Source organism: Marinobacter manganoxydans MnI7-9 (assembly GCF_000235625.1).
Classification (GTDB): domain Bacteria; phylum Pseudomonadota; class Gammaproteobacteria; order Pseudomonadales; family Oleiphilaceae; genus Marinobacter; species Marinobacter manganoxydans.
The window spans coordinates 1-23,776 of the sequence record NZ_AGTR01000014.1; the positions used below are offsets into that span (position 1 = coordinate 1).

The 23,776-nt window shown below is 56.5% G+C and carries 19 protein-coding genes; 8 read left to right on the forward strand and 11 right to left on the reverse strand.

What is annotated here, in order from left to right; genetic code table 11:
- Positions 1 to 122 precede the first annotated feature (122 nt).
- Entirely contained in the window at positions 123 to 794 is a 672-nt protein-coding gene (locus KYE_RS03090; protein WP_008170303.1) for an OmpW/AlkL family protein, read from the forward strand.
- A gap of 898 nt (positions 795 to 1,692) precedes the next feature.
- Here KYE_RS03090 and KYE_RS03095 read toward each other — a convergent pair.
- From KYE_RS03095 to KYE_RS03115, 5 genes are all read right to left on the reverse strand, one after another.
- A complete protein-coding gene (locus KYE_RS03095) occupies positions 1,693 to 2,718 on the reverse strand; it encodes an IS110 family transposase (protein ID WP_008170306.1) in 1,026 nt (341 codons plus the stop codon).
- Positions 2,719 to 3,004: 286 nt separating this feature from the next.
- Positions 3,005 to 4,255 carry an NAD(P)/FAD-dependent oxidoreductase gene (locus KYE_RS03100; RefSeq protein WP_008170308.1) on the reverse strand — a complete coding sequence of 417 codons (1,251 nt, stop codon included), beginning with the start codon at positions 4,253 to 4,255 and terminating at the stop codon, positions 3,005 to 3,007.
- Positions 4,256 to 4,339: 84 nt separating this feature from the next.
- Entirely contained in the window at positions 4,340 to 5,977 is a 1,638-nt protein-coding gene (locus tag KYE_RS03105) for a GMC family oxidoreductase (RefSeq protein ID WP_023011694.1), read from the reverse strand.
- 17 nt (positions 5,978 to 5,994) lie between these two features.
- Entirely contained in the window at positions 5,995 to 7,407 is a 1,413-nt protein-coding gene (locus KYE_RS03110) for a cytochrome P450 (RefSeq protein WP_008170310.1), read from the reverse strand.
- A 14-nt stretch (positions 7,408 to 7,421) separates the two neighbouring features.
- Positions 7,422 to 7,742, reverse strand: coding sequence for a 2Fe-2S iron-sulfur cluster-binding protein (locus KYE_RS03115; RefSeq protein WP_008170311.1), 321 nt, complete (start codon positions 7,740 to 7,742; stop codon positions 7,422 to 7,424).
- A 129-nt stretch (positions 7,743 to 7,871) separates the two neighbouring features.
- Here KYE_RS03115 and KYE_RS03120 point away from each other — a divergent pair, with 129 nt between their 5' ends.
- Positions 7,872 to 8,939 carry an AraC family transcriptional regulator gene (locus KYE_RS03120; RefSeq protein WP_008170312.1) on the forward strand — a complete coding sequence of 356 codons (1,068 nt, stop codon included), beginning with the start codon at positions 7,872 to 7,874 and terminating at the stop codon, positions 8,937 to 8,939.
- 41 nt (positions 8,940 to 8,980) lie between these two features.
- On the opposite strand, the gene KYE_RS03125 is transcribed toward KYE_RS03120, so the two are convergent.
- On the reverse strand, positions 8,981 to 9,595 hold the full coding sequence (locus KYE_RS03125; RefSeq protein WP_008170313.1) for a TetR/AcrR family transcriptional regulator: 615 nt from the start codon (positions 9,593 to 9,595) through the stop codon (positions 8,981 to 8,983).
- Between the two features lie 258 nt (positions 9,596 to 9,853).
- Here KYE_RS03125 and KYE_RS03130 point away from each other — a divergent pair, with 258 nt between their 5' ends.
- The 5 genes from KYE_RS03130 to KYE_RS03150 are packed head-to-tail and all read left to right on the forward strand — an operon-like array spanning position 9,854 to position 15,850.
- Complete coding sequence (locus tag KYE_RS03130) at positions 9,854 to 10,339, forward strand: PaaI family thioesterase (protein WP_008170314.1); 486 nt, start codon at positions 9,854 to 9,856, stop codon at positions 10,337 to 10,339.
- Positions 10,336 to 10,827 (forward strand): PaaI family thioesterase, encoded by a 492-nt coding sequence (locus KYE_RS03135; RefSeq protein ID WP_008170315.1) that lies wholly within the window; start codon positions 10,336 to 10,338, stop codon positions 10,825 to 10,827. The genes KYE_RS03130 and KYE_RS03135 overlap by 4 nt, the downstream gene beginning before the upstream one ends.
- Positions 10,817 to 11,719 (forward strand): alpha/beta fold hydrolase, encoded by a 903-nt coding sequence (locus tag KYE_RS03140; RefSeq protein ID WP_008170317.1) that lies wholly within the window; start codon positions 10,817 to 10,819, stop codon positions 11,717 to 11,719. The genes KYE_RS03135 and KYE_RS03140 overlap by 11 nt, the downstream gene beginning before the upstream one ends.
- Before the next feature lie 46 nt (positions 11,720 to 11,765).
- On the forward strand, positions 11,766 to 12,809 hold the full coding sequence (locus KYE_RS03145; RefSeq protein WP_227497740.1) for an efflux RND transporter periplasmic adaptor subunit: 1,044 nt from the start codon (positions 11,766 to 11,768) through the stop codon (positions 12,807 to 12,809).
- The gene (locus KYE_RS03150) at positions 12,806 to 15,850 is read left to right on the forward strand and encodes an efflux RND transporter permease subunit (RefSeq protein WP_008170321.1); all 3,045 of its coding nucleotides are present in this window, start codon (positions 12,806 to 12,808) and stop codon (positions 15,848 to 15,850) included. The genes KYE_RS03145 and KYE_RS03150 overlap by 4 nt, the downstream gene beginning before the upstream one ends.
- Before the next feature lie 93 nt (positions 15,851 to 15,943).
- On the opposite strand, the gene KYE_RS22120 is transcribed toward KYE_RS03150, so the two are convergent.
- A complete protein-coding gene (locus tag KYE_RS22120; RefSeq protein WP_264622537.1) occupies positions 15,944 to 16,069 on the reverse strand; it encodes a hypothetical protein in 126 nt (41 codons plus the stop codon).
- A gap of 92 nt (positions 16,070 to 16,161) precedes the next feature.
- Between KYE_RS22120 and KYE_RS20980 the strand changes: the two genes are divergently transcribed.
- Positions 16,162 to 16,515, forward strand: a complete 354-nt coding sequence (locus KYE_RS20980) for a GbsR/MarR family transcriptional regulator (RefSeq protein ID WP_227497733.1) — start codon at positions 16,162 to 16,164, stop codon at positions 16,513 to 16,515.
- Positions 16,516 to 16,757: 242 nt separating this feature from the next.
- Here the strand turns inward: KYE_RS20980 and KYE_RS03165 are convergent, their stop codons facing one another.
- The 4 genes from KYE_RS03165 to KYE_RS03180 all read right to left on the reverse strand — a co-directional run bounded on the left by KYE_RS03165 (position 16,758) and on the right by KYE_RS03180 (position 23,767).
- Positions 16,758 to 19,952, reverse strand: coding sequence for an Ig-like domain-containing protein (locus KYE_RS03165; protein WP_039881818.1), 3,195 nt, complete (start codon positions 19,950 to 19,952; stop codon positions 16,758 to 16,760).
- A gap of 11 nt (positions 19,953 to 19,963) precedes the next feature.
- Complete coding sequence (gene aupA / locus KYE_RS03170; protein WP_008170331.1) at positions 19,964 to 21,301, reverse strand: alkane uptake protein AupA; 1,338 nt, start codon at positions 21,299 to 21,301, stop codon at positions 19,964 to 19,966.
- Positions 21,302 to 21,784: 483 nt separating this feature from the next.
- The gene (locus KYE_RS03175) at positions 21,785 to 22,876 is read right to left on the reverse strand and encodes an aldo/keto reductase (protein ID WP_008170333.1); all 1,092 of its coding nucleotides are present in this window, start codon (positions 22,874 to 22,876) and stop codon (positions 21,785 to 21,787) included.
- An 84-nt stretch (positions 22,877 to 22,960) separates the two neighbouring features.
- On the reverse strand, positions 22,961 to 23,767 hold the full coding sequence (locus KYE_RS03180) for a dienelactone hydrolase family protein (protein WP_008170335.1): 807 nt from the start codon (positions 23,765 to 23,767) through the stop codon (positions 22,961 to 22,963).
- Positions 23,768 to 23,776 lie beyond the last annotated feature (9 nt).

A 23,776-nucleotide genomic window follows, 5' to 3' on the forward strand; every position in this document is an offset into this window, starting at 1 on the left:
AGTATGGGGAAGTATTAGTCAATAAACCGGCAAGCTAGCTTCAATGAGTGGCATTTGTGTTACGAAAAATTGCAGTTTTACCTAAAGCCAATTTGTTTTAATACCAAAAAGGATAATAAAAAATGAAACCTAAAATAATTAGTAAAGTCTCGTTAGTGGCGTTCCTTTTACTTTCACTTGCTGCGAGCCTGGCCAACGCTCAATCTGAGCCGGTTTACAGTAGAGGCGACTGGGTGGTTGGGCTGAATGCCACTAGAGTTCTAACCGATGAAGATTTGCGATCAGCCTCTGCGGGGAGTGCCCCCGTTCCAAATTCCAACCTGTCTATTAACAACGATACGACCGTATCATTCGACGTGTCGTATTTTCTGAGTAATCAGCTGGCATTTAACATTTTTGGCGGCATTCCCGCTAGTGCGGACCTCCAGGGCGAAGAGTCTCTCTCCGGTCTTTTTCTTGGTCAAACAGATTATGGTCCGGTAATTCTTTCGCTTCAGTATCATGTTTTGACGGGTAGCAACTTCTCTCCGTACTTTGGAGCGGGTGTAGGACGGATTCTCTTTTTAGATGAGAAGGATCGCGCACTAACCGACTTCGACGTCGAAGATACATGGGCCCCTGCGGTTCAGGCTGGTTTTCGCTGGAGGATACACAATAACTGGTCGGCAAATTTTGACGTTAGATATGCACCCTTCGAGGCGGATATCACCGGTAACCTGGGCCCGGCCCCTGTTCAGGCAAAAGTGGAAGTGGACCCCACTATCGTGAGCATCGGTGTTGCATATCGCTTTTAAATGCCAAGTATACCAACCGTCTGCATTTGCTGGTCGCTTTCAGCAACCTGCTGATTGATAAAAAACCTGCAGCGTAAGACCAATGCGCCCCTTTTCCGCCAAGATTGCGGAAAAGGGGCAAAAACCAGCGGTTATTCAGATCTTCCTTAGGTATATAGCCCCAGCCTTATGCATCATTTAAAGGTCTCGTATCGTTTAGTCGAGTAGTATATAGCCATCAGGACCGGCACGTCCTTACTATAGAAAACCTTTTCAGTAGTCCCGCAAGTTTCATTTAATCGAGCAAGTGTCTTAACATTAATACCGCTCGTAACTATCGGTTCTTGATGTCCACCATCAATAAGCCGGAATCTTACTGTGTTTGATTTACACACCGCTTGAAGCTTGCAGTCTGAAAAGCCCTGTCTTGGCTGCCACCACCCATCCGCATGAAAAAGCATATGCTCAGATGAACCAAAACAAGAGGTCGACACCGAATGGGCGATGTTGCTTATGAAGGATTGAGTGATCGGAACCTCTACCCATAATGGCCGATAGAGACTTCGCTTTTTCTTTGTGGGTAAAATCAAGTTCATATTTTCGTCGGTAATTGCAAGGTGAGGTTATTAGTGGGACATATAGAGAATTATTTCACCTACATGGACTCCCCCTGCGGTCAAGCAACGCCATTTGAATCCGAAGCGGTTTGAGACTGCGGCTCTACATTCGGCCTCTTTGTGGGCGTTTTTGCCCGGGCCAGGATGATGATGCGTGTGAGCGGGGACCTTATTCGTTAGTCGGCTTCGCTGAGCCGCAGAAATAAACAGGTTCTCCCACTCTCGGTCTGACCGTTCCGTCATCGCTTGCCGTTGCAAGACTCTTCTGGCAGGCTTGTTCTGCCTGTCGTTGGTGCTCGGTTTTAGCCCTCCACAGGCTGTGTCTTAAACTCGGTTTGATTCATGAGTAGTGCCCATATAATCCGGGCGTTCTTGGCCGCCATCGCAACGGCGGCCCGCTTGTATCCACGTCGTTCCACCAGGTCTTTGGCCCAGTCACTGAGTCGATCATTCTTATCCGGTAATTTTGCAATCACTGCCCGGGTGCCATGGATCAGCAGCGTTCGCAGGTATTTGTCCCCGCGCTTGGTGATTCGGCCAAGTCGCACCTTGCCACCGGTCGAGTATTGTCGGGGCACCAGACCCAACCATGCGGCAAAGTGTCGCCCACTTTTGAACTGTCTGGGGTCAGGCGCACTGGCCAGCAGGGCTGTTGCGGTCTGTGGTCCGATACCCGGTATGGCCATAAGGCGCTTGGCCTGCTCATCGCTCCGGGCCATCGCTTCGACCTCCCGATCGTAAGCCAGGATTTCTTCATCGAGCTGTCGAATGCGTTGGTTGATGTTGTTGATTAAGCGGCGAGCGAGCATGGGTAAGTCGTTTTCGGCATCCTCCAGGATTTCGGGAACCCGGCGCCGTGCGGCGTAACGGCCCTGGGGAATGATCAGTCCGAACTCGGCCAGCAGCCCACGAATCTGATTGATCTGCGCGGTGCGTTCTTTGGTCAGTCCACGGCGAATACGATGCAGGCACAGTACGGCTTGCTGGTCTTCGGTCTTGATTGGAACAAACCGCATATTCGGCCGACCTACTGCCTCACAGATGGCCTCGGCATCGTTGTCGTCGTTCTTGCTGCTCTTGCGATAGGGCGCGACAAACCGGGGTGCAATGATTCGGACATCGTGGCCGAGTTTGGTCATTTCCCGAGCCCAATGGTGGGCACCCGAGCAGGCTTCCATGCCAATCAGGCAGGGTGGGAGCTGAGCGATATAAGGCAACAGCTTGGGCCGGTTCAGTCGTTTGCGAACCACGACCTTGCCGTGTTGATCGGTGCCATGAATACTGAACACAGTTTTCGCCAGATCGATGCCAATGGTTGTAACATTCATGATGACTCCTCCTGCTTTTGATTGAAGATGTCAGACACCTTCAATGTGGCACATCGATGCCGTGGGAGCAGGGGGAGTCCATATCATTCGCTATGGTGCTCTCGGTTTACCAGAGCAACAGTAATGTGTCTGGCTACGGGAAATTCCGCCGGTTGTGGCTCACGCATCCTTTGCGCTCACTGAAAGCTGTCGGTCGTAGGATATGATATCCATAGGCCGTATGAGTTGTGCATTGCTTTCGCAATTTTGGGCAAACTAAGGGCACAGCTCTACTCGGTCGTCAATTTCAATTTATGGACTGACCGCTCACCAAGGACTTCAGTTCAATATCCGGATCCTTCAACATTTCAGGATTGACCTGCCTGCGTTGTTGAACGAGGGTCTTGCCGACCATAAAAGCGATGGGCAGGTTGACCGCATCAACAGCAATGACACAGCCATCGCGGAGATAGAACACCGCAAATCCCTTGTCTTCCGGGCTTCCGCGCAGCACACGCTGATCATGATGTTGCGACAACCCCACCATCTGCAGACGCACGTCATATTGGTTCGACCAGAACCATGGAGCGCTGTTATAGGGTTTCTCCTCGCCCATCAGGGTTGCCGCCGCTGTCCGGGCCTGATCAACCGCGTTGGCGACAGATTCAAGGCGCTGCATCTTCTCGAAGAAAAGATTCCGGTGGCGGGTACAGTCGCCGATCGCCAGGATGGCGGGATCTTCTGTGCGGGTAAACTCGTCAACAATAATGCCGTCATCACAGGGCAGGCCGGCGGCCTCAGCCAGGGCGGTTTCCGGCACAACACCCACTGAAACGAGCACGATGTCGGCCGGTACAGTGCCGCCGCTCGCCAAGGTCACGCCAGCCACATGCCCCTGATCGCCCGCTTCGAAACCGGTTACCGCCGTGTTCAGCCGCAGATCCACGCCGGCGCTGCTGTGTTTGGTGTAAAAAAACTCTGAGATTTCCGGGCCTGTTACACGCTGCATAAGACGCTCGGCCGCTTCCAGTACTGTGACATTAACGCCTTTTTTGGTGGCACTGGCTGCCACCTCAAGTCCAATGTAACCACCACCCACGATGACCAGGCGCTTCCCCGGGAGCAATTCTTCACGCAGGGCATCCGAGTCAGCTATGTCGTGCAGATAATAAATGCCCTCCAGGTCAGCCCCGGGTGCGTTCAGGCTTCGGACGTGGGACCCCGTGGCCAGAACCAGTCGATCGTATTTCAATGTGCTCTGGTCCGACAGGCTGATGGTCCTGTTGTCCCGATCAATCTGTTCGGCACGCACACCAAGCCGCAACTGATGGCCGGCGTTCTCGTACACCGAGCGCGGCTTCAGGTACAGCGACGCCTGATCAACCTCTCCTGCCAGATAGTTCTTGGACAGGGGCGGCCGCTGATAGGGTGGATGTGGTTCTTCGCCCACCAGAATCACTTCCTGTTGATATTTTTTTTGCAGCAGGGTTGTCAGGAGCGCACCCGCTGCGTGCCCGCCGCCAACGATGACTGTCGTCTCTTTCTGTTGGTTTGCCATAGTCTGTCTCTGCCTGTTGTTCTCTGGGATCAGATTGATCAGAAGTCCGGATGCCAGCTGTGCGCCGGGATGCCCCCCGCAGCGCTAGCCGACCGTCTCCCCGGCATCCTCAAGTATCATCGCGGCGCCTTTCTCGCCGATCATGGTTGCCGGCTGATTGGTGTTTCCGCCGACCAGCGTCGGCATGATGGAGGCATCGACCACCCGCAGGCATTGCAGGCCATGCACGCGCAGGCGCGGATCGACCACCGCCATCGGATCAACACCCATCTTGCAGGTGCCAACCGGGTGGTACGCTGATTCACCGCTGCGCCGTACCCATGCGGCGAGATCGTCGTCATTCTGGAGCGCCGGCCCGGGCGAGACCTCAACCTCGTGGTGCGGGGCAAAGGCCGCCTGCGCCAGGATTCTGCGCACCAGATGTACCCCGCGTACCAGTCGCTCGACATCGGCGGACTCGGCCATGTAGTTGGGGTCGATCAGCGGCGCCGCAAACGGGTCGGCACTGTGCAGACCGACGCGCCCGCGCGACGATGGCCTGAGCCCGTAGATCATCACCGCGTAGCCATAACCGCTCATCGCGGTCTTCAGGTCTCGCCCGTGATCGTCGTACAGCATTGGCGCGAAGTGCAGCTGCAGGTCGGGTATCGGCTCCTCGGGCCGGGAGCGGATGAACCCGCCGGCCTCGGCGCCGTTGCTCGACAGCACGCCCCGCCGGCCGCTCAGATACGTCAGAGCGCCCCACAGCCCCTTGAGCCAGTAGCTCGGATGCATCGAGATGCTTTGGCGGCTGCGGGCGCTGACGCGCACGAACACGTCGATATGATCCTGGAGATTCTGCCCGACGCCCTCCAACGCATGGCGCAGTTCTATGCCATGCCGGGACAGTTCCTCCCGCGGACCGACCCCGGACAGCATCAGCAGTTGCGGCGAGTTGAACGCGCCGCCGCAGAGCACAACTTCGCGCCTGGCACGAACCTGCGTCTGCCCCGTTGTATCGCGGTATTCGACACCGGTGGCGCGGGTGCCTTCGAGTAGCACCCGGGTGACATGCGCGCCGCTGCAAACCGTCAGGTTGGAGCGCCCCGCAGCGGGTTCCAGATACGCCCGCGCATTGCTACAGCGTGTGCCGTCTTTCTGGTAGGCGTAGTAGAAGCCCACGCCCTCCTGCTCACTGCCGTTGAAATCTGTATTGAGCCGGTACTTCGCCTGGGTTGCCGCCTCGACAAACGCAATGCTCAGCGGATTGGTATAGCGCCGCTCGGCAACGTTCAGCGGACCACCCTGACCATGAAATTCTGCCTCATTCAGCGTAAGTTTGGGCTCGAAATGTTCCGATCGGCGGAAGTAGGGCAACACCTCGGCGTATGACCACCCGTTGCACCCCAGCCGTGCCCACTCGTCGTAGTCCCGGGCATGCCCGCGAATATAGACCTGCGCGTTCATGGCGCTGGAACCGCCAAGCATCTTGCCCCGCGGCTGAAAAAGCGCCCGGTCGTGCATGTGACGCTGCGGTTCGGTATTGAACTGCCAGTTGTAGCGGCGGCTGAACATCAGCTGCAGGAAACCCAGCGGCATGTTCACGAAAGGGTTGCGGCGGCTCTCCGGACCGGCTTCAAGCAGCAGCACAGAATGGCGACCGCTCTCCGACAGGCGGCTGGCGACAGCACATCCGGCCGAGCCCGCGCCAACCACGACATAGTCAAATTGTTCGGTCGTCATCCTGGTCAGCCTGTTCATTAACTTTTTGGTGTCAGCTGGACCATCAGCTCCGAATAGCCCCGCACGAAGTTGGACTGCACGCGCTCCGGCTCGCCGACGACTTCGATCTTGTCAAAGCGTTTGAGAATCTCTTCCCATAGGATACGCAGTTGCAATTCCGCCAGGCGGTTGCCCATGCAACGGTGAACACCGTAGCCAAATGACATATGGTTTCGTGCGTCCTTGCGATCGATAATGAAGTGATCGGGGTCCTCGAACTTGCGCTCGTCACGGTTGCCCGAGGCGTACCACATCACAACGCGATCGCCCTTTTTGATGGTCTGGCCGCCCAGCTCAACATCTTGCTTGGCGACTCGGCGCATATAGGCCAGCGGCGTTTGCCAGCGGATGATTTCCGACACCATGTTCGGAATCAGTTCCGGTTTTGCCTTCAGTTTTTCGAGCTCCTTTGGGAATTCGTTCATGGCCACCAGGCCACCACTCATTGAGTTGCGAGTGGTATCATTGCCGCCAACGATAAGCAGCGTCAGATTGCCGATAAACTCCATCGGGCGATTGATCAGATCTTTGGTGTCGTCGTTGCTCTGTAGCAGGCTGATCAAATCGAAACCGGGCTCTTCGCCCGCCGCGCGGCGCGCTTCTTTATCCCTCCAAAGCTTGGAGAAAGACCAGGCCATGTCTGCTGCGTCGTCAAACATGATCTCTTCATCGGCAAACTCGCCGCCGGTCGCCGAGGCTGCACCGGCCATTCGATCCGACCACTCCACCAGCTTGTGACGTTCCTCGTAAGGAAAATCCAGAAGGGTTGCGAGCATGCGACCGGTGAGTTCCTTCGATACAGTGGGCACCCAGTTGAAGGGCTGGCCCAGAGGCAGGCTGTCAAGCACATCGCCGGTACGCGATCGGATCAGCTCCTCCATTTCCTTCAGGTTCTTCGGTGCCACCACGCCCTGTACCGAGCTGCGCTGCACATCGTGTTTTGGCGGATCCATCGCTATGAACATTTCCACCGACAGTCCCTCTGGAGGGTCACCCAGAATGATTTGCGGCTCGGCGGAAAACAGGTCGTGACTCTTATCCACGAACATGATGTCTTCAAAGCGAGTCACCGACCAGAAGGGGCCGAAGGGGCTGTTCTTCTGGTAATGGACCGGAGCCTCATCACGCAACCGTTTGAAATAGGCGCGCCACTGATCCTGCCGATATAAAAACGGATTGCTGACATCGATGTCCTCAAGGGCCAGCGTGTTAACGTCCGGGATGGCTGATTCAACAAATTCGGGCACGGGCCGGCGTGGGCCGAAGGCCTTCTTCTTGGCGCCCATTAACAGTTTCAGCCCCTGGATCTGCCTGTGCATCGGCACCACCCTGGAGGTAGCATTAATCACTCGGGACTGAATGTCGTCAAATGTTTTGGACAGTGTTGGCATGCGTCCTCCTATGTTCACATCTGGAACTCGGGTAAATGCACGGTCATGCCGTCCATTTCATCAGTAATGACCACCTGGCAGCCCAGGCGCGAAGTGCTTGCCCGCTCCGGGGTCATTGACAGCATTTGCTCTTCCTCACCACCAGGCGTACCTGTCTTTCTGAACCAATCGTCCGAGACGATGACGTGGCAGGTACCACAGGCACACTCTCCCCCACAATCCCCGTCAATACCGGGAATCAGATTGTCAACGGCGATTTGCATTACCGAGGAACCAGCTTTGAATTCAGCGACATGTTCAGTTTGATCATGTTCTATAAAAGTAATCTTGCCCAATATTGTTCTCCTGCCAGTAGTTTTCAGTAATAGATATTGTCTGTCTAACGACACTCCTGTCAGGTCATTTCTTGACAAGCTGAGGTCATTTAAAGACAAAATGACGTTCATTCAGGACGGGGAAGATCAATGATGACGACGCAGAAGACGGGTGATTTGCAAAAACCCGGTCCCGGCATTCCATCGAATTACTCACGGCTCATTGCACGTGAGCTCGATTTAACAGCCAAACAACTGCCACGTCTGCTGCTCGGCACCGGGCTTGGTGTGACGCAATTCCTGAGCGAGGAAAGCCTGCTTACCGCAGCGCAGCAGGTGCGGATTCTGCGCAACGCACTGGATCTGTCCGGCCAGCCGGAATTAGGGTTATGGCTAGGCAAGCGACTGACCCCGGCAACCCATGGTGCGATGGGATTCGTGGCCTACAGCAGCCCCGACTTTCTCACTGCGCTGCAAGCGATTCATACTTTTCTGCCCACGCGCGCGAGCTTCATCCAACTGCATTTGCGGCAAGTCAACGAGCGCCTGGAATGTATTCTGGACTACCAGGAGTCGCTGGACGATGACATACAGCGGTGCCTGTCGGATGCGATGGTTAAGGCCCTTTTTGAATTTGGCGAGTTTATAATTGGTCGCCCTTTGCATGAGGCTGAAATATGCTTCGCTCATCCTGAACCCCCGTATCAGGCAATGTATGCCGATTTTTTGCCCGGGCAGATTCGCTTTGATTGCGACCAGTTAAAACTTACGTTGCCGATGTCGTTGTGTCGGGAACCGAATGCCTCCGCCAATCACGAAAACTATCGTCTGGCCTTGCAACAGTGTGAATCGATGCTTGCGCAACTTCAGTCGGATAAACCGAGCTATCAGACCCAGCTGAAGATGATGATGTTGTCCCGACCGCCCGGAACGCTCAGTGAAGACGAAGCAGCGGCCTCGTTGTTCATGAGCAAACGCACCCTGGCACGCAAACTCAAACAGGAACGCAGCGGTTTTCGGAAAGTTCGCGACGAGATTCTGTCCCAGCAGGCAGCGACCTACTTGCGTGACAGCCAGCTGTCAATCGAGGCCATTGCCGCGTTGATGAACTATCACGACAGTGCCAATTTCAGACGCGCCTTCAAGCGCTGGTTTGACCAGTCGCCTGAGCAATTCAGGCAAAATGTCAGATCACAAACCGTGCATCCGCATGATTAGCGATCATAAACAGAGGCTACTTGCGTTTGTGAAGCCAGAACCTATGCCTGACCCCCTTTATTGATCACACCGTCCATAGCGATCTGCCAGATCAAGTCGCCAATGGCGTCGAGTGAATGAGCCCCGTTCGGGTCGAACCAGGTTGCAACCCAGTTGAGCGCCCCAAGGCCGATCAGGCGGAGCAAACGGCCGTCAACATTCTTCCGGATCACGCCCTGTTCAATCATTGTTTCGAGGATCTCAGCCCACAGGGACTCGTATTGGTCACGCAGTTCGATGATTTCCTCGCGAGCCTCCGGGCCCAGCGCTCGCCATTCAAACAGCAGCACGTAAACCGCGTCCGAATCTACCAACAGGGCTCGCAGATGCGCTTTGATACAAAGACGCAACCGTTCAACCGGGTCATCCGAACTGGCGTAAGCCGACTCGACCTCTGCGGTAACCAGGTCCACCCCCCGGCGCATCAGCTCGACAAGCAGCGCTTCCTTGCTGTTGTAACGATAATACAGACTTCCGGGCAGCATATTGCAGGCCTCGGCAATCTCCTTGAGCGACGTCCTTTCAAAGCCTTTCTCACGAAAAAGCCGGGCTGCGTTAGACAAAACGTCGCCCTGGTCGCCCAGTTTGCTTGCAGGAGTCATCTGTCTGTTAACCATCGCTTAAGTATCTCCTCAGCAAGCCAGTTCGTTATTCATCAGAGCGGCCACCACCTGACTTGTTACACTGATCGTACGCCATTGCACGGGTGGCGTGCCATTTGCCTCAACAGATTCTTGACTTTTGGTTGGTTAACCAACCAAAATCCAGCAACAATGTTATTCGGAAGAAACTGACATGGCAATGACCTATGACAATCAGCTGTTTCCCGCCACTTCCACCCCTGCGCGAAATGCAAACCGGGGTGGGCATATCTGATGACGGAGTCGAACAGAGCTCAGCACAGTGACGCTGTGACGACGGCGTGGCAGTTTACCGAACAGGTTCCCCACGGCAGGGATCTGGGTATGCAGGTTGTCTCTGTGAACGGAAACCAGGTCTGCATGCGCCTGACCCCACAGCCGTGGATGTTCGCCGAAGAGGATACACAAGAAATCTGCACCAGCGTGCTCTACTCGCTGGCCGACTCCGCCGGAGGCTTGGCGGTATTCGCGGGGGCCCTGGAGTTGATGCCCATTGCCACGCTGGATCTGCGCATGGATTATCTGCGGCCCGCCATCGGCGACCGTGCCCTCTTGGCGGTGGCCACCTGTCGTCATTTAACGGACGAGGTCGCGTTCATCCATTGCGACATCCTCAGCGAGAGCGATAGTGCACTGTTAGCGACGGCAAACGCCACCTTCATGCGCAACACCCAGGGCCAGCGATTCCAGGCCGGTGGACGAAAAAAGGAGGGCGCATGAGCACGACTGGCGATTCGGCACAACCCATCTCAGGCCCTACCGAAAGCGGGAAAGAATGTTCCGACTGGCAGGCTCTGCTGGAGCGCATTCCCTACGCACGGCACCTTGGGCTTGAGGTTCAACGCGACGATGTAGGTCTAGTGGTTCATATGCCGTGTCGTGAAGCGCTCATTGGCAACTTTATGCTACCCGCCCTCCATGGCGGCGTGCTTGGCGCCCTGATCGAACTCACCGCGCGGGTCGCTGCGCAAAGCCAGGATACCGACAAACGTTGCCCACGCATTCTCGACAGCCACATTAACTACCTCCGCTCCGCGCAGGCCCGATCGACGTTCGCCAGCGCCGAAATTGTCCGGCAAGGCAGGCGGAGCAGCCTGGTCCGGGTGACTTGCTGGCAGGGCGATAAGCGCAAACCGATCGCCAGCGGTCAGGTTCAGTTGTTGCTCCCGACAATGGCGGCCAAAGAAGCAGATCTTCATGAACAATAAGCACAACAACCCTGAACGCGACCAATTCCAGGCGCCGGATGGCGCGGAGATCGCACTGTGGCGTTGGCCGCAATCCAAAGCGCGCCCCACGGTGCACTGGGCCCATGCAACGGGTTTCCATGGCCGCCTGTACCGCCCCCTCCTTGATGAGCTTGCCACGGACGTCAATGTCCTGGCCTGGGACATGCGGGGGCACGGGGCCAGCGCCGGTGCGGCGAACTTTTCGACATTCCGGGGCTGGGAAACCTACTATCGCGACATGATCGCTCTGCTGGATAGCCTGGACGAGCCGGTCTGGCTCGCCGGCCATTCCATCGGTGCCACCACCAGCATCATGGCCGCTGCCCGACGGCCAGACAAAGTGCTGGGCCTGATTCTGGCGGAACCGGTGATCATGGATCCGGGGCAGGGCCTGAAGCTGTGGCTGGCCAAGCTGCTACGCCAGTCACATCGGTTGTCACTGGCCGCCGGAGCCGCACGTCGGCGCCGGGTATTCGACTCGCACGCTGCTGCGCTGGACAACTATCGTGGCCGCGGTGGCTTCAAGACCTGGCCCGATGCATGGCTGGAGGCCTACATCCAACACGCTTTTCTGCCGCAGGACGATCAAGTTCGCCTGGCGTGTGCGCCGGAGTGGGAGAGCACCACCTTTGCCCATACCGAACACAACCCCTGGCCCGGTATTCGTCAGTTGCGGTGCCCGGTTATCGCGCTGGCGGCGGAGCGCGGGTCAACCTTCTCGCCGGCGGCGCGAAAACGCCTGCAGACCCTGCTGCCCCGGGCTGACGTCATGGTTCTTGAAGGTACGACCCACTTCCTGCCCATGGAGCAGAACGAAACCGTTCGCGATGCCATCCTGCAACTTGCGTTGTCCGGACACCGCGAGAACTGATACCCACACCTTGATTTTGCTAATCGGGACACCTGCCATGCGCTGTATGCTGACACTGTTTATCTCGCTGCTCATTCTGTCTGGTTGTCAGCAGTCTTCGGAACCGCCCCCACAGGCCCGCGCCCCTATCCCCTGGGTAAAAACAGTTGAACTAAAGGACGCCGGCCCAACAGCGCACAGATTTTCAGGAACCCTGCGAGGCCGCCACGAAGTTCCTCAGGCCTTTCAGATCGCCGGTCGGATTCAACATCGTTACATTGATGCCGGTCAACGCGTGGAAAAAGGCGACTTACTGTTCAAACTCGATACACGAGACCTTGTAGCAACGGCGGAGGGAGCCGCGGCGGATCTGAAGCGTGCAGAAGCGGCCCTGGCAATTACCACCAATGAGCTCCAGCGCCAGCAGCAACTTGTGGGGCGTCAGTTTGTCAGCGAACAAACCCTGCAACGCCTTGAGTTGGCAGAGCGTGAGGCGCGCAGCCAGGTGCAAACGGCTTCTGCACGCAATCAGCAGGCTCAGAATGCCTTGGGGTATGCGGAACTGAAAGCCGCCCATGCAGGCGTGGTCACTGAGGTCATCGTTGAACCCGGCCAGGTTGTGGGTGTCGGTCAAACCCTTGCCGTTCTGGCCGAAGATCAATCGCTGGAAGTCGAGGTTTTTTTACCAGAGGGCAGTAACCCGCCCAGGCGCGGTTATGTTCCTTTGCCCACTGGCGAACAGCTTGCTGTGAGCCTGAGAGAGATTGCCGGGGCTGCCGACCCCGCAAGCCGGAGCTGGCGTGCCCGATACAGCCTGGAGGGGCCCTACCCCTCGTCTTTAACTCTGGGTTCGGTGGTGAGTGTCCGGTTAGCACAGAAGCAAACCGCGCCCAGCCATCGCGTACCGCTGGGTGCCCTCGATGAGAGAGGGCAAACGCCACAGGTCTGGTTGGTCTCCGATGGCACGGTGAAGCCCCTTGCGGTCGAGGTGATCGATCTGGGTGAAGAGTATGCGCAGATCAAGGCCGATATCAACGCGGGAACGCCCATCGTCGCGTTGGGGACACACCTGCTCACGCCTGGCATGGCGGTGCAGGAGCTGGCTCAATGAGCTTACCGAATCTTTCCGCGCTGGCAGTGCGCGAGCGTTCGGTCACCCTCTTTTTTCTTTTGCTGTCCGTTGTTGCCGGTTTCTACGCGTTCTCCTCCCTTGGTCGGGCGGAAGACCCTGCGTTCACCGTCCGGGCGATGGTGGTTTCTGTCGTCTGGCCAGGAGCAACCCCCGAGGTGCTGCAGAATCAGGTCGTGGATCGTCTGGAAAAGCAAATTCAGGAGGTGGCGTATACCGATACCATTGAAACAACCATTCGGCCCGGGCAGGCCGCCATGGTTATCCGATTCCAGGATTCGACGCCCAGCGAAAAAGTGCCTGATCTCTTTTATCAGGTCCGCAAACGCATGCTCGATGAGCAATCCAACCTGCCCCGGGGGGTGATCGGCCCCATCGTCAACGACGATTTCGCGGATGTGTATTTCTCCCTGCTTGCCCTGACGGCACCTGGGCTGCCGATGCGTGAACTGACCCGCGAGGCAGAATCGATACGGGATCGCCTGCAACGGCTGCCCGGCTTGCAAAAAGCACAGCTCCTGGCGGAGCGTCCTGAGCGGGTGTATCTCGAATTTGATCAGGACCGGCTCAACAACCTCGGTTTGTCGGCAGAAGAGGTGTTGCAGGCGATAGAGGCCAACAACCGTCTTCAGCCTCTTGGCTTTGTTGATCTTGCCGGCCCGCGGGTTTATGTCCGCAGCAACATCGACCTGTCTGACCTTGAGCGCCTCACCTCAGTACCTCTGCGTATCGGAGACCAGCTTATCACCGTGTCTGATCTGGCCGAGGTGCGTTTAGGTTATGAAGATCCTTTGAGCTACATCGTCCGCTCCAACGGTGAGGATGCGATCCTGTTAGGTGTCGTCATGCGCGCGGGTGAAAATGGCCTGGAGTTTGGTGAGCGGCTGCGCGAGTTTGTCAGTGCCGAACAGGGCAGGCTGCCGCTGGGAATGTCAATACAGACCCTGACCGATCAGGCGGAAGCCATCACTCAGGCGGTTGATCTTTTTCAGGTCAAGTTTCTGGTTGCGTTGGTCGTCGTGATGGGGGTCAGCATACTGGCGATCGGTCTGCGCGCGGGTTTGGTGGTGGGCATTGCGATTCCTGTGACCCTCGGCCTGACTTTCTTGTTGATGAAAATGGCGGGCATAAACCTGGACCGCATCACCCTGGGTGCGTTGATTATCGCACTGGGTCTGTTAGTGGACGATGCGATCATCGCCATTGAAATGATGATCGTGAAGATGGAGAGCGGCTGGGACCGGGTACGGGCAGCCAGTCATGCCTGGAGCGTAACCGCCGCGCCCATGCTGTTCGGTACGCTGGTGACGGTGGCCGGATTTGTCCCCATCGGATTTGCCCAGTCCGGAGTGGGAGAATACACCGGCAACATCTTCTGGGTGCTGGCTTTTTCGTTGTTGATTTCCTGGGTGGTGGCGGTAACTTTTACGCCTTATCTGGGCGTCAAGCTCTTGCCCGATTACACCGGGCATATGGGCCAGGACCTTTACCAAAGCGCGTTTTATCAGCGGTTGCGTGGGGTGATCACAGCGTGTGTTCAGTACCGGAAAACCGTCGTTTTTATCACAGTGGGTTTGCTGGCGATCAGTGCTTTCGGGATGGCAACCCAGGTGCAGAAGCAATTTTTTCCCAGTTCTGATCGCCCTGAAGTTCTGATCAGTGTCTATGCTCCGCAGGGGAGCGCTATTGCCACCACGGATCAAAGTGTCAGACGCCTGGAAGCAATTCTGATGGACATGCCGGAGGTGAAAAGCCTTTCCGCTTACATCGGAGCCGGTGCACCGCGATTCTTCGTATCGGCCAACCCCGAGCAGCCGGACCCGGCATTTGCCAAGTTGATTGCCATTGGGGAGGACGTTGAAGGGCGCGATCGCATCATCTCGGCATTGGAAGCCAGAATCGCGGCGGGTGAATTTCCGGAGGCACGAGTGCGTGTAACGCGTTTGCTGTACGGTCCGCCGGTGGTCTGGCCGGTCAGTTTTCGTGTGCTGGGTCCGGAAGCCGATCAGCTCAGAGAGATCGCGCACCAGATCCGGACTCTCATGACCGGGCATCCGAACATCGTCATGCCGCATCTCGAATGGGACGAGCGCGTACCCACGCTCTATCTTGATATGGACCCGGAAAATCTGGGTTGGATGGGCCTGACCCCGGCAGAGGTTGCCCGGCAACTCCAGTTCCAACTTCGCGGAGTGGCCGTCACCGAACTGCGCCAGGGCATAAGGAGCGTTCAACTGGTGGCGCGTAATGCACGTGGCGAAGTGATCATGCCGGAAGATCTTGAGATCAAAACCCGCGACGGCCGCAAACTTTCCGTACAGCAACTGGGCAAGTGGCAGGTTCGTTACGAGGACCCCGTCATAAAGCGTTACAACCGTGACCCCTTCCTGGCCGTTCAGGCCGATGTAGAAGGTGCCCAGCCACCGGATGTCACCAAGGAAATCTGGAGTGCGATGACAGCCCTGCGTGAACAGTTGCCGGAGGGTTACCGTATTGAAATTGGCGGTACGGTGGAACAATCAGCCAAAGCCAATGCTTCAATCCAGACATTACAACCGGTGATGTTGGCGTTGATGCTGATCTTTATCATGCTTCAGATGCGTTCATTTATCGGCACATTGACTGTTCTTGCCACCGCGCCACTGGGGCTGATTGGGGCTGTGCTGGCTCTGCTGCTGTTTAATCAACCCTTTGGCTTTACCGCGCTGCTGGGGTTGATTGGCCTGGGCGGCATCCTGATGCGAAACACCATGATTCTGACGCAGCAGGTGCAGGACAACTTCAAAGCAGGAATGGCTGCCCGGGAAGCCGTTGTCGAAGCGGCAGTCCAGCGTGCCCGCCCCGTGGTACTCACCGCCCTGGCGGCCGTTCTGGCGTTTGTACCTCTGACCTTTGACCTGTTCTGGGGGCCGCTGGCTTATGTGCTTATCGGTGGCGTAGCGGTCGGCACTCTGATTACGCTATTGTTTGTCCCGGCGCTTTATGCCCTCTGGTTTCGGTTAAAGAGCGAATGCTTAGATTAGATCGGCCCCACAGTTTAGACTGGAACATGTTATTAGAGTGACTGACGAAATCACCCGGGAGGGCAACGCTTATAGCCCGCTCATCCGTGAAGTTCAGTCCGGGACATCATGCTGGCCCAGGCGATCCTTTATCGTGGCGCGGGCTTCGCCACCGTCTGGCCGCAGTTCCTGGCCATCGCCTTTGTCGGGGCTGCCCTTTTCGGGTTTGCTCTGGCACATTTCCGACGGACCCTGAACACCAGCCGCCTGGAAAAGCGCCAAGACGCGTTCAGATGCGCTGGTTTGGCAGGGTCCGCATGGCCCCTTTAACTATGAAAACACTCACTGAATCAGATACGCGCTTTATTGAACGCATGGGCCAGTTAGCCCAATCAGACGGGCTTTCTCGTATAGGAGGAGAAATCTGGGCGGTCCTCATCGTGTCTGATGACCCGGTCAGTTCGTCAGAGTTGGTAGGACTATTGCGCGTCAGTAAGACCAGCGTGAGTACGAATACCTGCTTTCTTGAACGGTTGGGCATTGTCGAACGTCGTTCAGCGTTAGGTGAACGGCAGGATTTTTTCAATTCGTCCCAACCCTTATGCTGCTTTCCTGGAAGGCCAGATAAAAAGATATCAGACCGCAAAATCGGTCGTCGCGGAAGCCAGGTCGACGATCACGAATGACCGCAATCGGGCCAAACTGGCTGAGCTGGAGAAGTTCTACGGCATGTATCATCACAGCTTGAATGATCTGTTGGAATATTTAAATGCTCAAGCCTCTGAGGTAGGAAAATAGGGCATCGCAGTGGCTTTGTGAGTGCAATCCACCCCTCCTGGTCAAAACGGCCTCCCTGACTGCAATCTTCCCTTCGATTTTCTCAGGCTGAAGCAAAAAGCCCTGGCTGTTGAACCAGGGCTTCTTGGGGTTACTGCTGTGTGGTTGGTGAGAGATAGGTGAGAGAAAGCTTACCTTGAGGGATTTCAAGATGGATAACGGTGTCTGCATTCAGCCCCAAAAGATTGATGATCGGGTTACAAAGGTTAGGAACCAGACTGCATATACCACTTACATTATTCGAGTTGAGCGTAATATCTCCTCGCACTTCAACGTCAATCGGGACCCTCTCGACATTAAGCAGTTGGATCTGTATGCGGCCATCCTGGAGAAAGGTCACAGGCCCTCTCAGCGTCAAGCGGTCACCACCCAGGTCCTGAATGGGATAGCTGCGCAGGTTATGGTCAAGCTCGGCCGGGCCAATGCTTGGGTTGAGGTAAGGTGCATCCAGATATACGTCCAGACTGAGCTCGAAGGTAAACTGGCCCTGCTCATTGGTGTATAGAAAGCCCGTCAGCGGTTTGACATTCCCCTTTTCATCCCTTGGGTATCTTATGCGCATCATGAGCGGACCGGTCGAGATACTTTCGTTAGCCTCAATGCCGGTGTCTGCAAGCCCAATGCTTGCAAATGCATCCAGTAACGCAGTATCTATTTTGACCCACACATCGCTGGATGTGGTGGCTAACACAGATGGCGAAATTTCCACCGGTACCCTGCCCTGGTCGTCCGGTGTTCCTGCCACGAAGGTATCAAGCATGGCTGTCAGATAAATGAATTTGTCTTCCCGGCAGCTTTGCCCGACTTCACATCCAATTTCAGCGTCAACCACAAGAGAATCTTGCTGAGGAGGATTCAGTGACTCGACTCCATTGGATGCCAAGCCTACCGCGTTGGCAACGCTTTCTCCTGTTTGAGAGCCGGCCTCAAGACCTTTTGTATAGTCCAGATCCGCATTGGCATCGGCCGCCGGCAGGTTTCTCAGCGGCAGGTAGGTGGCAGTCTTCTTCTCGATACCGGTGAAGTAGTTCACCAGCGCCGTGCCGCCCTCGGTTCTGTGGGTTGCATCCCATTTACCCTGGGTGAGCAGGACGGTTTGCAGGGGCAGCCCCGCAGTTGACTTTATCACTGAGTTGTCATCATTGGCGGCATTCAGCGTATAGCGGTAGAGGCTGCCTGTCTCCCACGGAACCAGGGGCGTAATGGTCAGGGACCGTGGCTCGGTCGTGAGGGTGTATTCGGAGGTCGCAATTTCCTCCCATTGGCCAGTATCCGTTTGCCTTTCAACCGTCAGAGTGATGCCGGGGACGATGGTTTGTGGGTCCATGTTAAGGGAAAAACGGACGATAATGGGCTTGTCGGTTTCGAGTTGACCAAGGGGGAGCAAGTCGTCATCGGCTTTGCCCCCGGCACAACGTCCCTGGTTGCCGGCGTTGATATCAATGCCGGCTTTGGCGCAGGGATAACCGGGCCGGGTTATCAGCGCAAGCGGCGACTGGTCCATTGGCGTGCCCGGCTCGGTCGGGCTGAGTTGGAACGGCAGGGCAATCTGGCTGGCAAAGGTGTTTCCGGCCAGGTCCCGCAAACCGGACCCGTTTTGCGACGAAGCCCCATTGGGATTGAGCCTGAGAACGTAGCTTGCGCCATGCACCAATGGTTCCGCCGGATGAATCACCACACTGCCGCCATCGGCCTTCAGGTTCGCATCAACCAGCACCCCATCCTTTTCCAGCTGAATGTTGTCGGAATTGATAGATGATGGGAGCAGCGGTTCGTTAAAGTAGATCACCAGATTGTCGCCCGGGCGAAGCCTGGCCTGATTGTCAGTGCCGGGCACCCAGCTCGTGATGAAGGGCGCTTCGGTGTCCGCGAAGTCGGCCTGCAGCGGGGCATCTTCGACGTTGCGGAAGCCGTTCAGCTTGAAGGAGATCAGGCCTGAGGCCGTGTCAATACCCATCACGTCCGGCTCAATAACGCCAACGGCTTCGATGCTCAGCTTGCCGTCCTCGACGATGGCGGTGCCCACGAGCTGCACGTGCATGAGCTGTTGGCCAAGGGCGCCGTTGGCAACAGTGTTCCCGGTATTCAGGGCCATATCGATGTAGAGCTCGAGCACCCGGGGTGCATCCACTGCATCGGTATAGGGGTTGGGCATCAGGAAACCATTGGCATCCGAGAGAAAGCGAACTTCGACGGCTTCGGATTCGAACCCGGCCGGCACGGCGCCGGCGACCTTGACGACCACGGAGCTTCCGGTGAGCAAGGTGCCCCGGTCGATCCTCAGGGGAATGCTCTGGCCCGCCGCTTCAAATTTGGGAATAAAGCCCAGTTCCGCGAACACGGTGCCGGTGACACTGGTCGGGTTGTTCGGGCCCAGAAGAAGGGAGCTCAGGTTTACCGAGTTGTAATCGGCACCGGTCAGTGGCAACTGGCCGGGTATGCTTTCAGCTACCTGGCCCATGATCTGGCGCTTGCCCGTCGGGGAGCGGGAATCGATCGGGTTGAAGGTCAGTGTGTGATCTTCGGACAGGGCATCATCGAGCAGAGCGCTTTTGATGCCGGTAGTCACGGTCAGGTTATAGGTCAGGCCCGGATCCAGGTAGCCTTCCGGATCCACCGTGACCCGGTGGCCCTTGGCGTATACTTCGGCATTCACCGGTTCACCGTCCTGGTCCGTCAGGCGGATGGTCTGGCCGTAAACCACCGATTGCGGGTCGAGGGGCTCGGTAAACTGAAGCCGGAATGTCGTAAAGTCCGTGACGGGGTAGTCGTTCCCTCCGTCCGGAATGGCTCGCGCCAGTTCAAATCCGGTGCCTTCGGTCTGGCTCAGGATAGGGCCGGATGTGGCCGGTTCTGTCCTGAATCTGATGCCATCTGCGGTCAGTGACACCGGTGTGCCGCCAGCCTGAAGGCCCTCTGAGGTCAGGGTGTAGCTGGTTCCCGGCGCAAGCGCCTTGTCCGGCTTTGCCGCAAGCCCCATCTTGTCTTCATCAGTAAACATCACGTCGGTGAGGGTAACCTCGTTTCCGGTGGCATCCTTCAGGATCAGAGAATCGGGAATGTCAGTCAACGGTGTGTCGATGGACTTGTTGAAACGCAGGAAAACAGGTGCCGTTGTGGGAACGGTGGACGTGACATCGGGCTGATCACTGCCTGACGACATTGAGTCAGCCGGATAGGCAAACATTAGCGAGCCGGGTGTTGAGCTTTGGGTCATTGTTTGCTCGTCACCGCCACAGCCTGCGAGTAACGTGGTGACACTCAATGCAATAATTGTTCTTTTCATGCCGCACCTCTTCAGAATTTCAGCGTAACTGAGCCGCTGAACACGTGAATATCGCCATCCGCAGTAACGTCTTCTTCGTTTCCGTTGAAATCAACAATGGTGAAGTCGCGCTTTTGCAGCATCTGATACTGGTAACCGAGGTCCACGCGAACGGGGTAGGCCAGAAAACGGGTACGGTTGTACGTTGCACTGAGGCCAAGTCCAATAGAGATCTTGTCGGTATCCAGGTAGTTAACTTCCCGGTTTCGAGTGGTTTTCAGGGGGGATTCTCTGTAGGCGACACCAGTAAGGAACATGAAGTTATCATTTAACCTGTACTCGCCACCGATACGAGGGACCAGGATGTCGTCAAACTGCATCCGGGCAGCGGGGGAAAGGCTGGCCTGATCCTTAATGGTGTCGCCGGCAAATTCGTCCTCCAGTTCTGACCAGTTCTGTTGTTCGATACTGCCGCCAATGCGCCAGCCGTCACCTTGATACTGAGTGCCGATGACCCAGGTTTCCGGCTGAAAGGAGTCGATCGTCGTGACCGCAAGGGCAAGTCCCGGGTCGGGAATCGTCTGGCTGACAATGATGTTTGCATCGACGCTAGTGGAAGATGCTGATTTTGCCCGGTAGGCCAGGGCCGTTTCCCAGCCGCTCAACCAACAGCCATTTTCAGGGCAGAAGGTTTTGCCCCAGTTGATGGAGGTACTGACAATTGACTTTACAGAGGGCTCGGCATTAACAGACAGGCGCTCACGCTGTGTCTCACCGGCGAGGTTCGATATCGCATCGAGGTCGGCTTTGGCTTCAAGCGTGATCCTTGCCGAAATGCCGGCATCAATACCACGCCAGATAGTGGTGGCAGCACCGATATTGAGGAACAGGGGCTCCTTGCCGTACTCCAGGAACTGGCCGCTTTCCGATGTATTTGAAGAAAAAGCCAGCAGTTCCTTGCCGTATTTCTCCACTCCCGCGATGAAGCCAAGATAGATCGGATGGTCAGAACGAGTCATTGAGGTGAGATTGGTTTTCATGCCGATCAGCACATGCTGGCTCGGAGAATCGGCGAGTATATCGCTATTGCGCTGAGGGCTTTCCGCCCTTAGTTCCTGTTCAGCATGAAGCAGGCCAACGGTCAGCTCACCCTTGGGATCTTTTGTCAGATATGCAGGGTTATAGTAGGTGGCAGACACCTGATCATTGAACATTGAGAGAGACTGAGCTGTGGCCACGTCGACCGCCATTACCCCGTAGGTGGTGCCGATGTTGCCCATGCTGGCCTGGGCAGAAAGAGAGAATCCTGCGGAAAGTATTGCAACTGTAAGGGATATCGCCCTTACCGAAAACCGGGGGAAGATCGCCATTAATACACTCCATAGCTCTTTGTTTTTGTCTATACGCCGGTGCTTCTGTCTGGGGAAAGGCACACGTTGGTTTCGGATAGGAGTATATGTTGCTTGTCCTTTCAGGAATCTGGCTTTCTTGACGCAACTTAACGGCAGTAGAGCCAGGCATTGCCATTGCCGGAAGTTGAAATGCATGATTGACATTTCGCACTTTGCGACTTTTTAGAGTGAGTCTCGGGCTTATCGGTACTGGGGATCTCGAGGGTTGTCAAAACCTATAACTTGTAAAGAGACCTGTATAAGCAGGGGTTACATTCCAGACAGGTCCAGCGCGAACATTAAAATGGAATCGATCAGCCTAACTCAGCCTCAGCAACAGCCGGCAAATCCAATAAAGCGATCAGTGGGCATGCGCTTCTGCGTTTTACAATATATTCATGCTCTCCTCCCCCGGTAGCCGCACCAGAGCGGCGCGGCTACCCGTGATATCAATTGGCGACATCATTCTCCCGGCTTTACCGGATCCCGGTACCCCGCCATCATCTTCATCATCCAGCCCGGGTACTCCTCGGGCAGGCGGCTGACTTCATCCAGGGCTACCAGTTCATCGTCGGACAAGCGGATTTGGGCCGCGCGGATATTGTCCCTGAGCTGCTCGGGCCGCTTGGCGCCAACGATGATGCTGGTCACAGGCTTCTGGTGTAGCAGCCATGACAGGGCAATCTGTGCCACATTGACCGGTTCGCCGTCGATCTGTTTGCCATCGGCAATCTCCCGCATAACCTTGATGACTTCGCTGCCCCGCTCGCGGTTGACGGGCGGAAAGTCAAACTTGGCGCGCCGGTTTTCTTCGGAAACGTCCGGCCCCTCGTATTTACCGGACAGGTAACCCCCGGCCAGTGGGCTCCACACCATCAGACCGACGTTCTCAGATTCCAGCATCGGAATAATATCCCGCTCCAGATCGCGACCTACGAGGGTGTAGTAGGCTTGCATGGATATGATCGGGCACAGGTTGCGGGCCCGGGTGATGCCGATGGCTTTCATCACTTGCCAGGCGGCCCAGTTGGACAGGCCCACGTAACGCACATGGCCTTGCTGCACCAGGGTGTTCAGTGCCTCCAGAGTTTCCTCGATCGGTGTGGCCGGGTCAAAACCGTGGATCTGGTACAGGTCAATATAATCCGTTTGCAGGCGCGCCAGGCTCGCCTTGCATTCGCTCATTATATGGCCGCGGGAAGCACCACGGGCATTGGGGCCAGCCCCCATGGGGCCAAGCACCTTGGTCGCCAGCACCACATCTTCGCGGCGAACGCCGAGATTCTTCAGGGACTGGCCGACGATGCGCTCACTGGCGCCGAAACCATAGATGTTGGCGGTATCGATAAAGTTGATCCCCGCCTCCAGGGCGATCTTCACGAGTTCGTCGGCCTGTTCCTGCTGCAACTGGCCGATCAGGCCCCAGATGTCCTCATCGCCGCCGAAGGTCATGGTGCCCAGGCACAGTTCGGATACGAACAGCCCCGAGTTGCCCAGCGACTTGTAGCCTGGACGATTGTCTCCATCGAACAGTGGTAAACTCTCAGTTGCCATGTTGCACCTCATCATGCTTTTCGGTTGGTGTTCCAGAATTCACTGTAAATACTGCCGGTTTCGGTTTGTTTGCACTCGCTTGTGTTACTGGGTGAAGATGGCCTTGTAGAAACGCATGGTGCCATCCCAGGAACGGCTGGCAGCCTCTTCATCATAACCAACCGGCATGCCGAACTCCTCGGCGATCTTGTCGGCGCCTGGGTTGGTGAATGAGTGCAGTACTCCGGGAAAGCTCACCAGTGTCAGGTCGACTTCGGCATCCTGCATCTCCTTGACCAGGCCCGCGACCTGATCCGAGGGGACCAGCTTGTCGGCACCGCCGGTGTACACCTGGATCCTGGCTTTCACGGACTCGGGTTCAGCCGTGAGGGGGCTGCCGAGCGCGCCGTGGAAGCTGACAACGCCGTCCAGATCGACGCCCATGCGCGCCATGTTGAGAACCACGGCGCCGCCAAAACAATAACCCTGTGCCGCAATTCGGGACGCATCAACACTTTCGTGGTTCTTCAGGATGTCCATCGCCTTCATGAAGCGCGCCTTGACCTGACTCATGTCCCGAGTGGCTTCCTGCATGAACTTCTGGGCGGTATCGGGATGGTCGGCTTGTTTGCCAGAGCCATACATATCCAGCGCAAACGCCGTATAGCCGGCCGAGGCAAGTCGTTCTGCCTGATTCCGGGCAAATTCATTGTGCCCCCACCATTCATGGACCACCAGAACCCCCGGACGCTTTTGCCCGAATTCATCATCCCAGGCCATGTAGCCGGTGAAGGTCTCGTCGCCGACTTGATACTCGATGGTTCTGGTTTGCGTTTCTGCCAGTACCTGCGTACTTGCAACAGTGAGTGACAGCGTGGCTGCTGCCAGTGCTGTTTTCAGGGTGCTCATCATCTGTTTGCT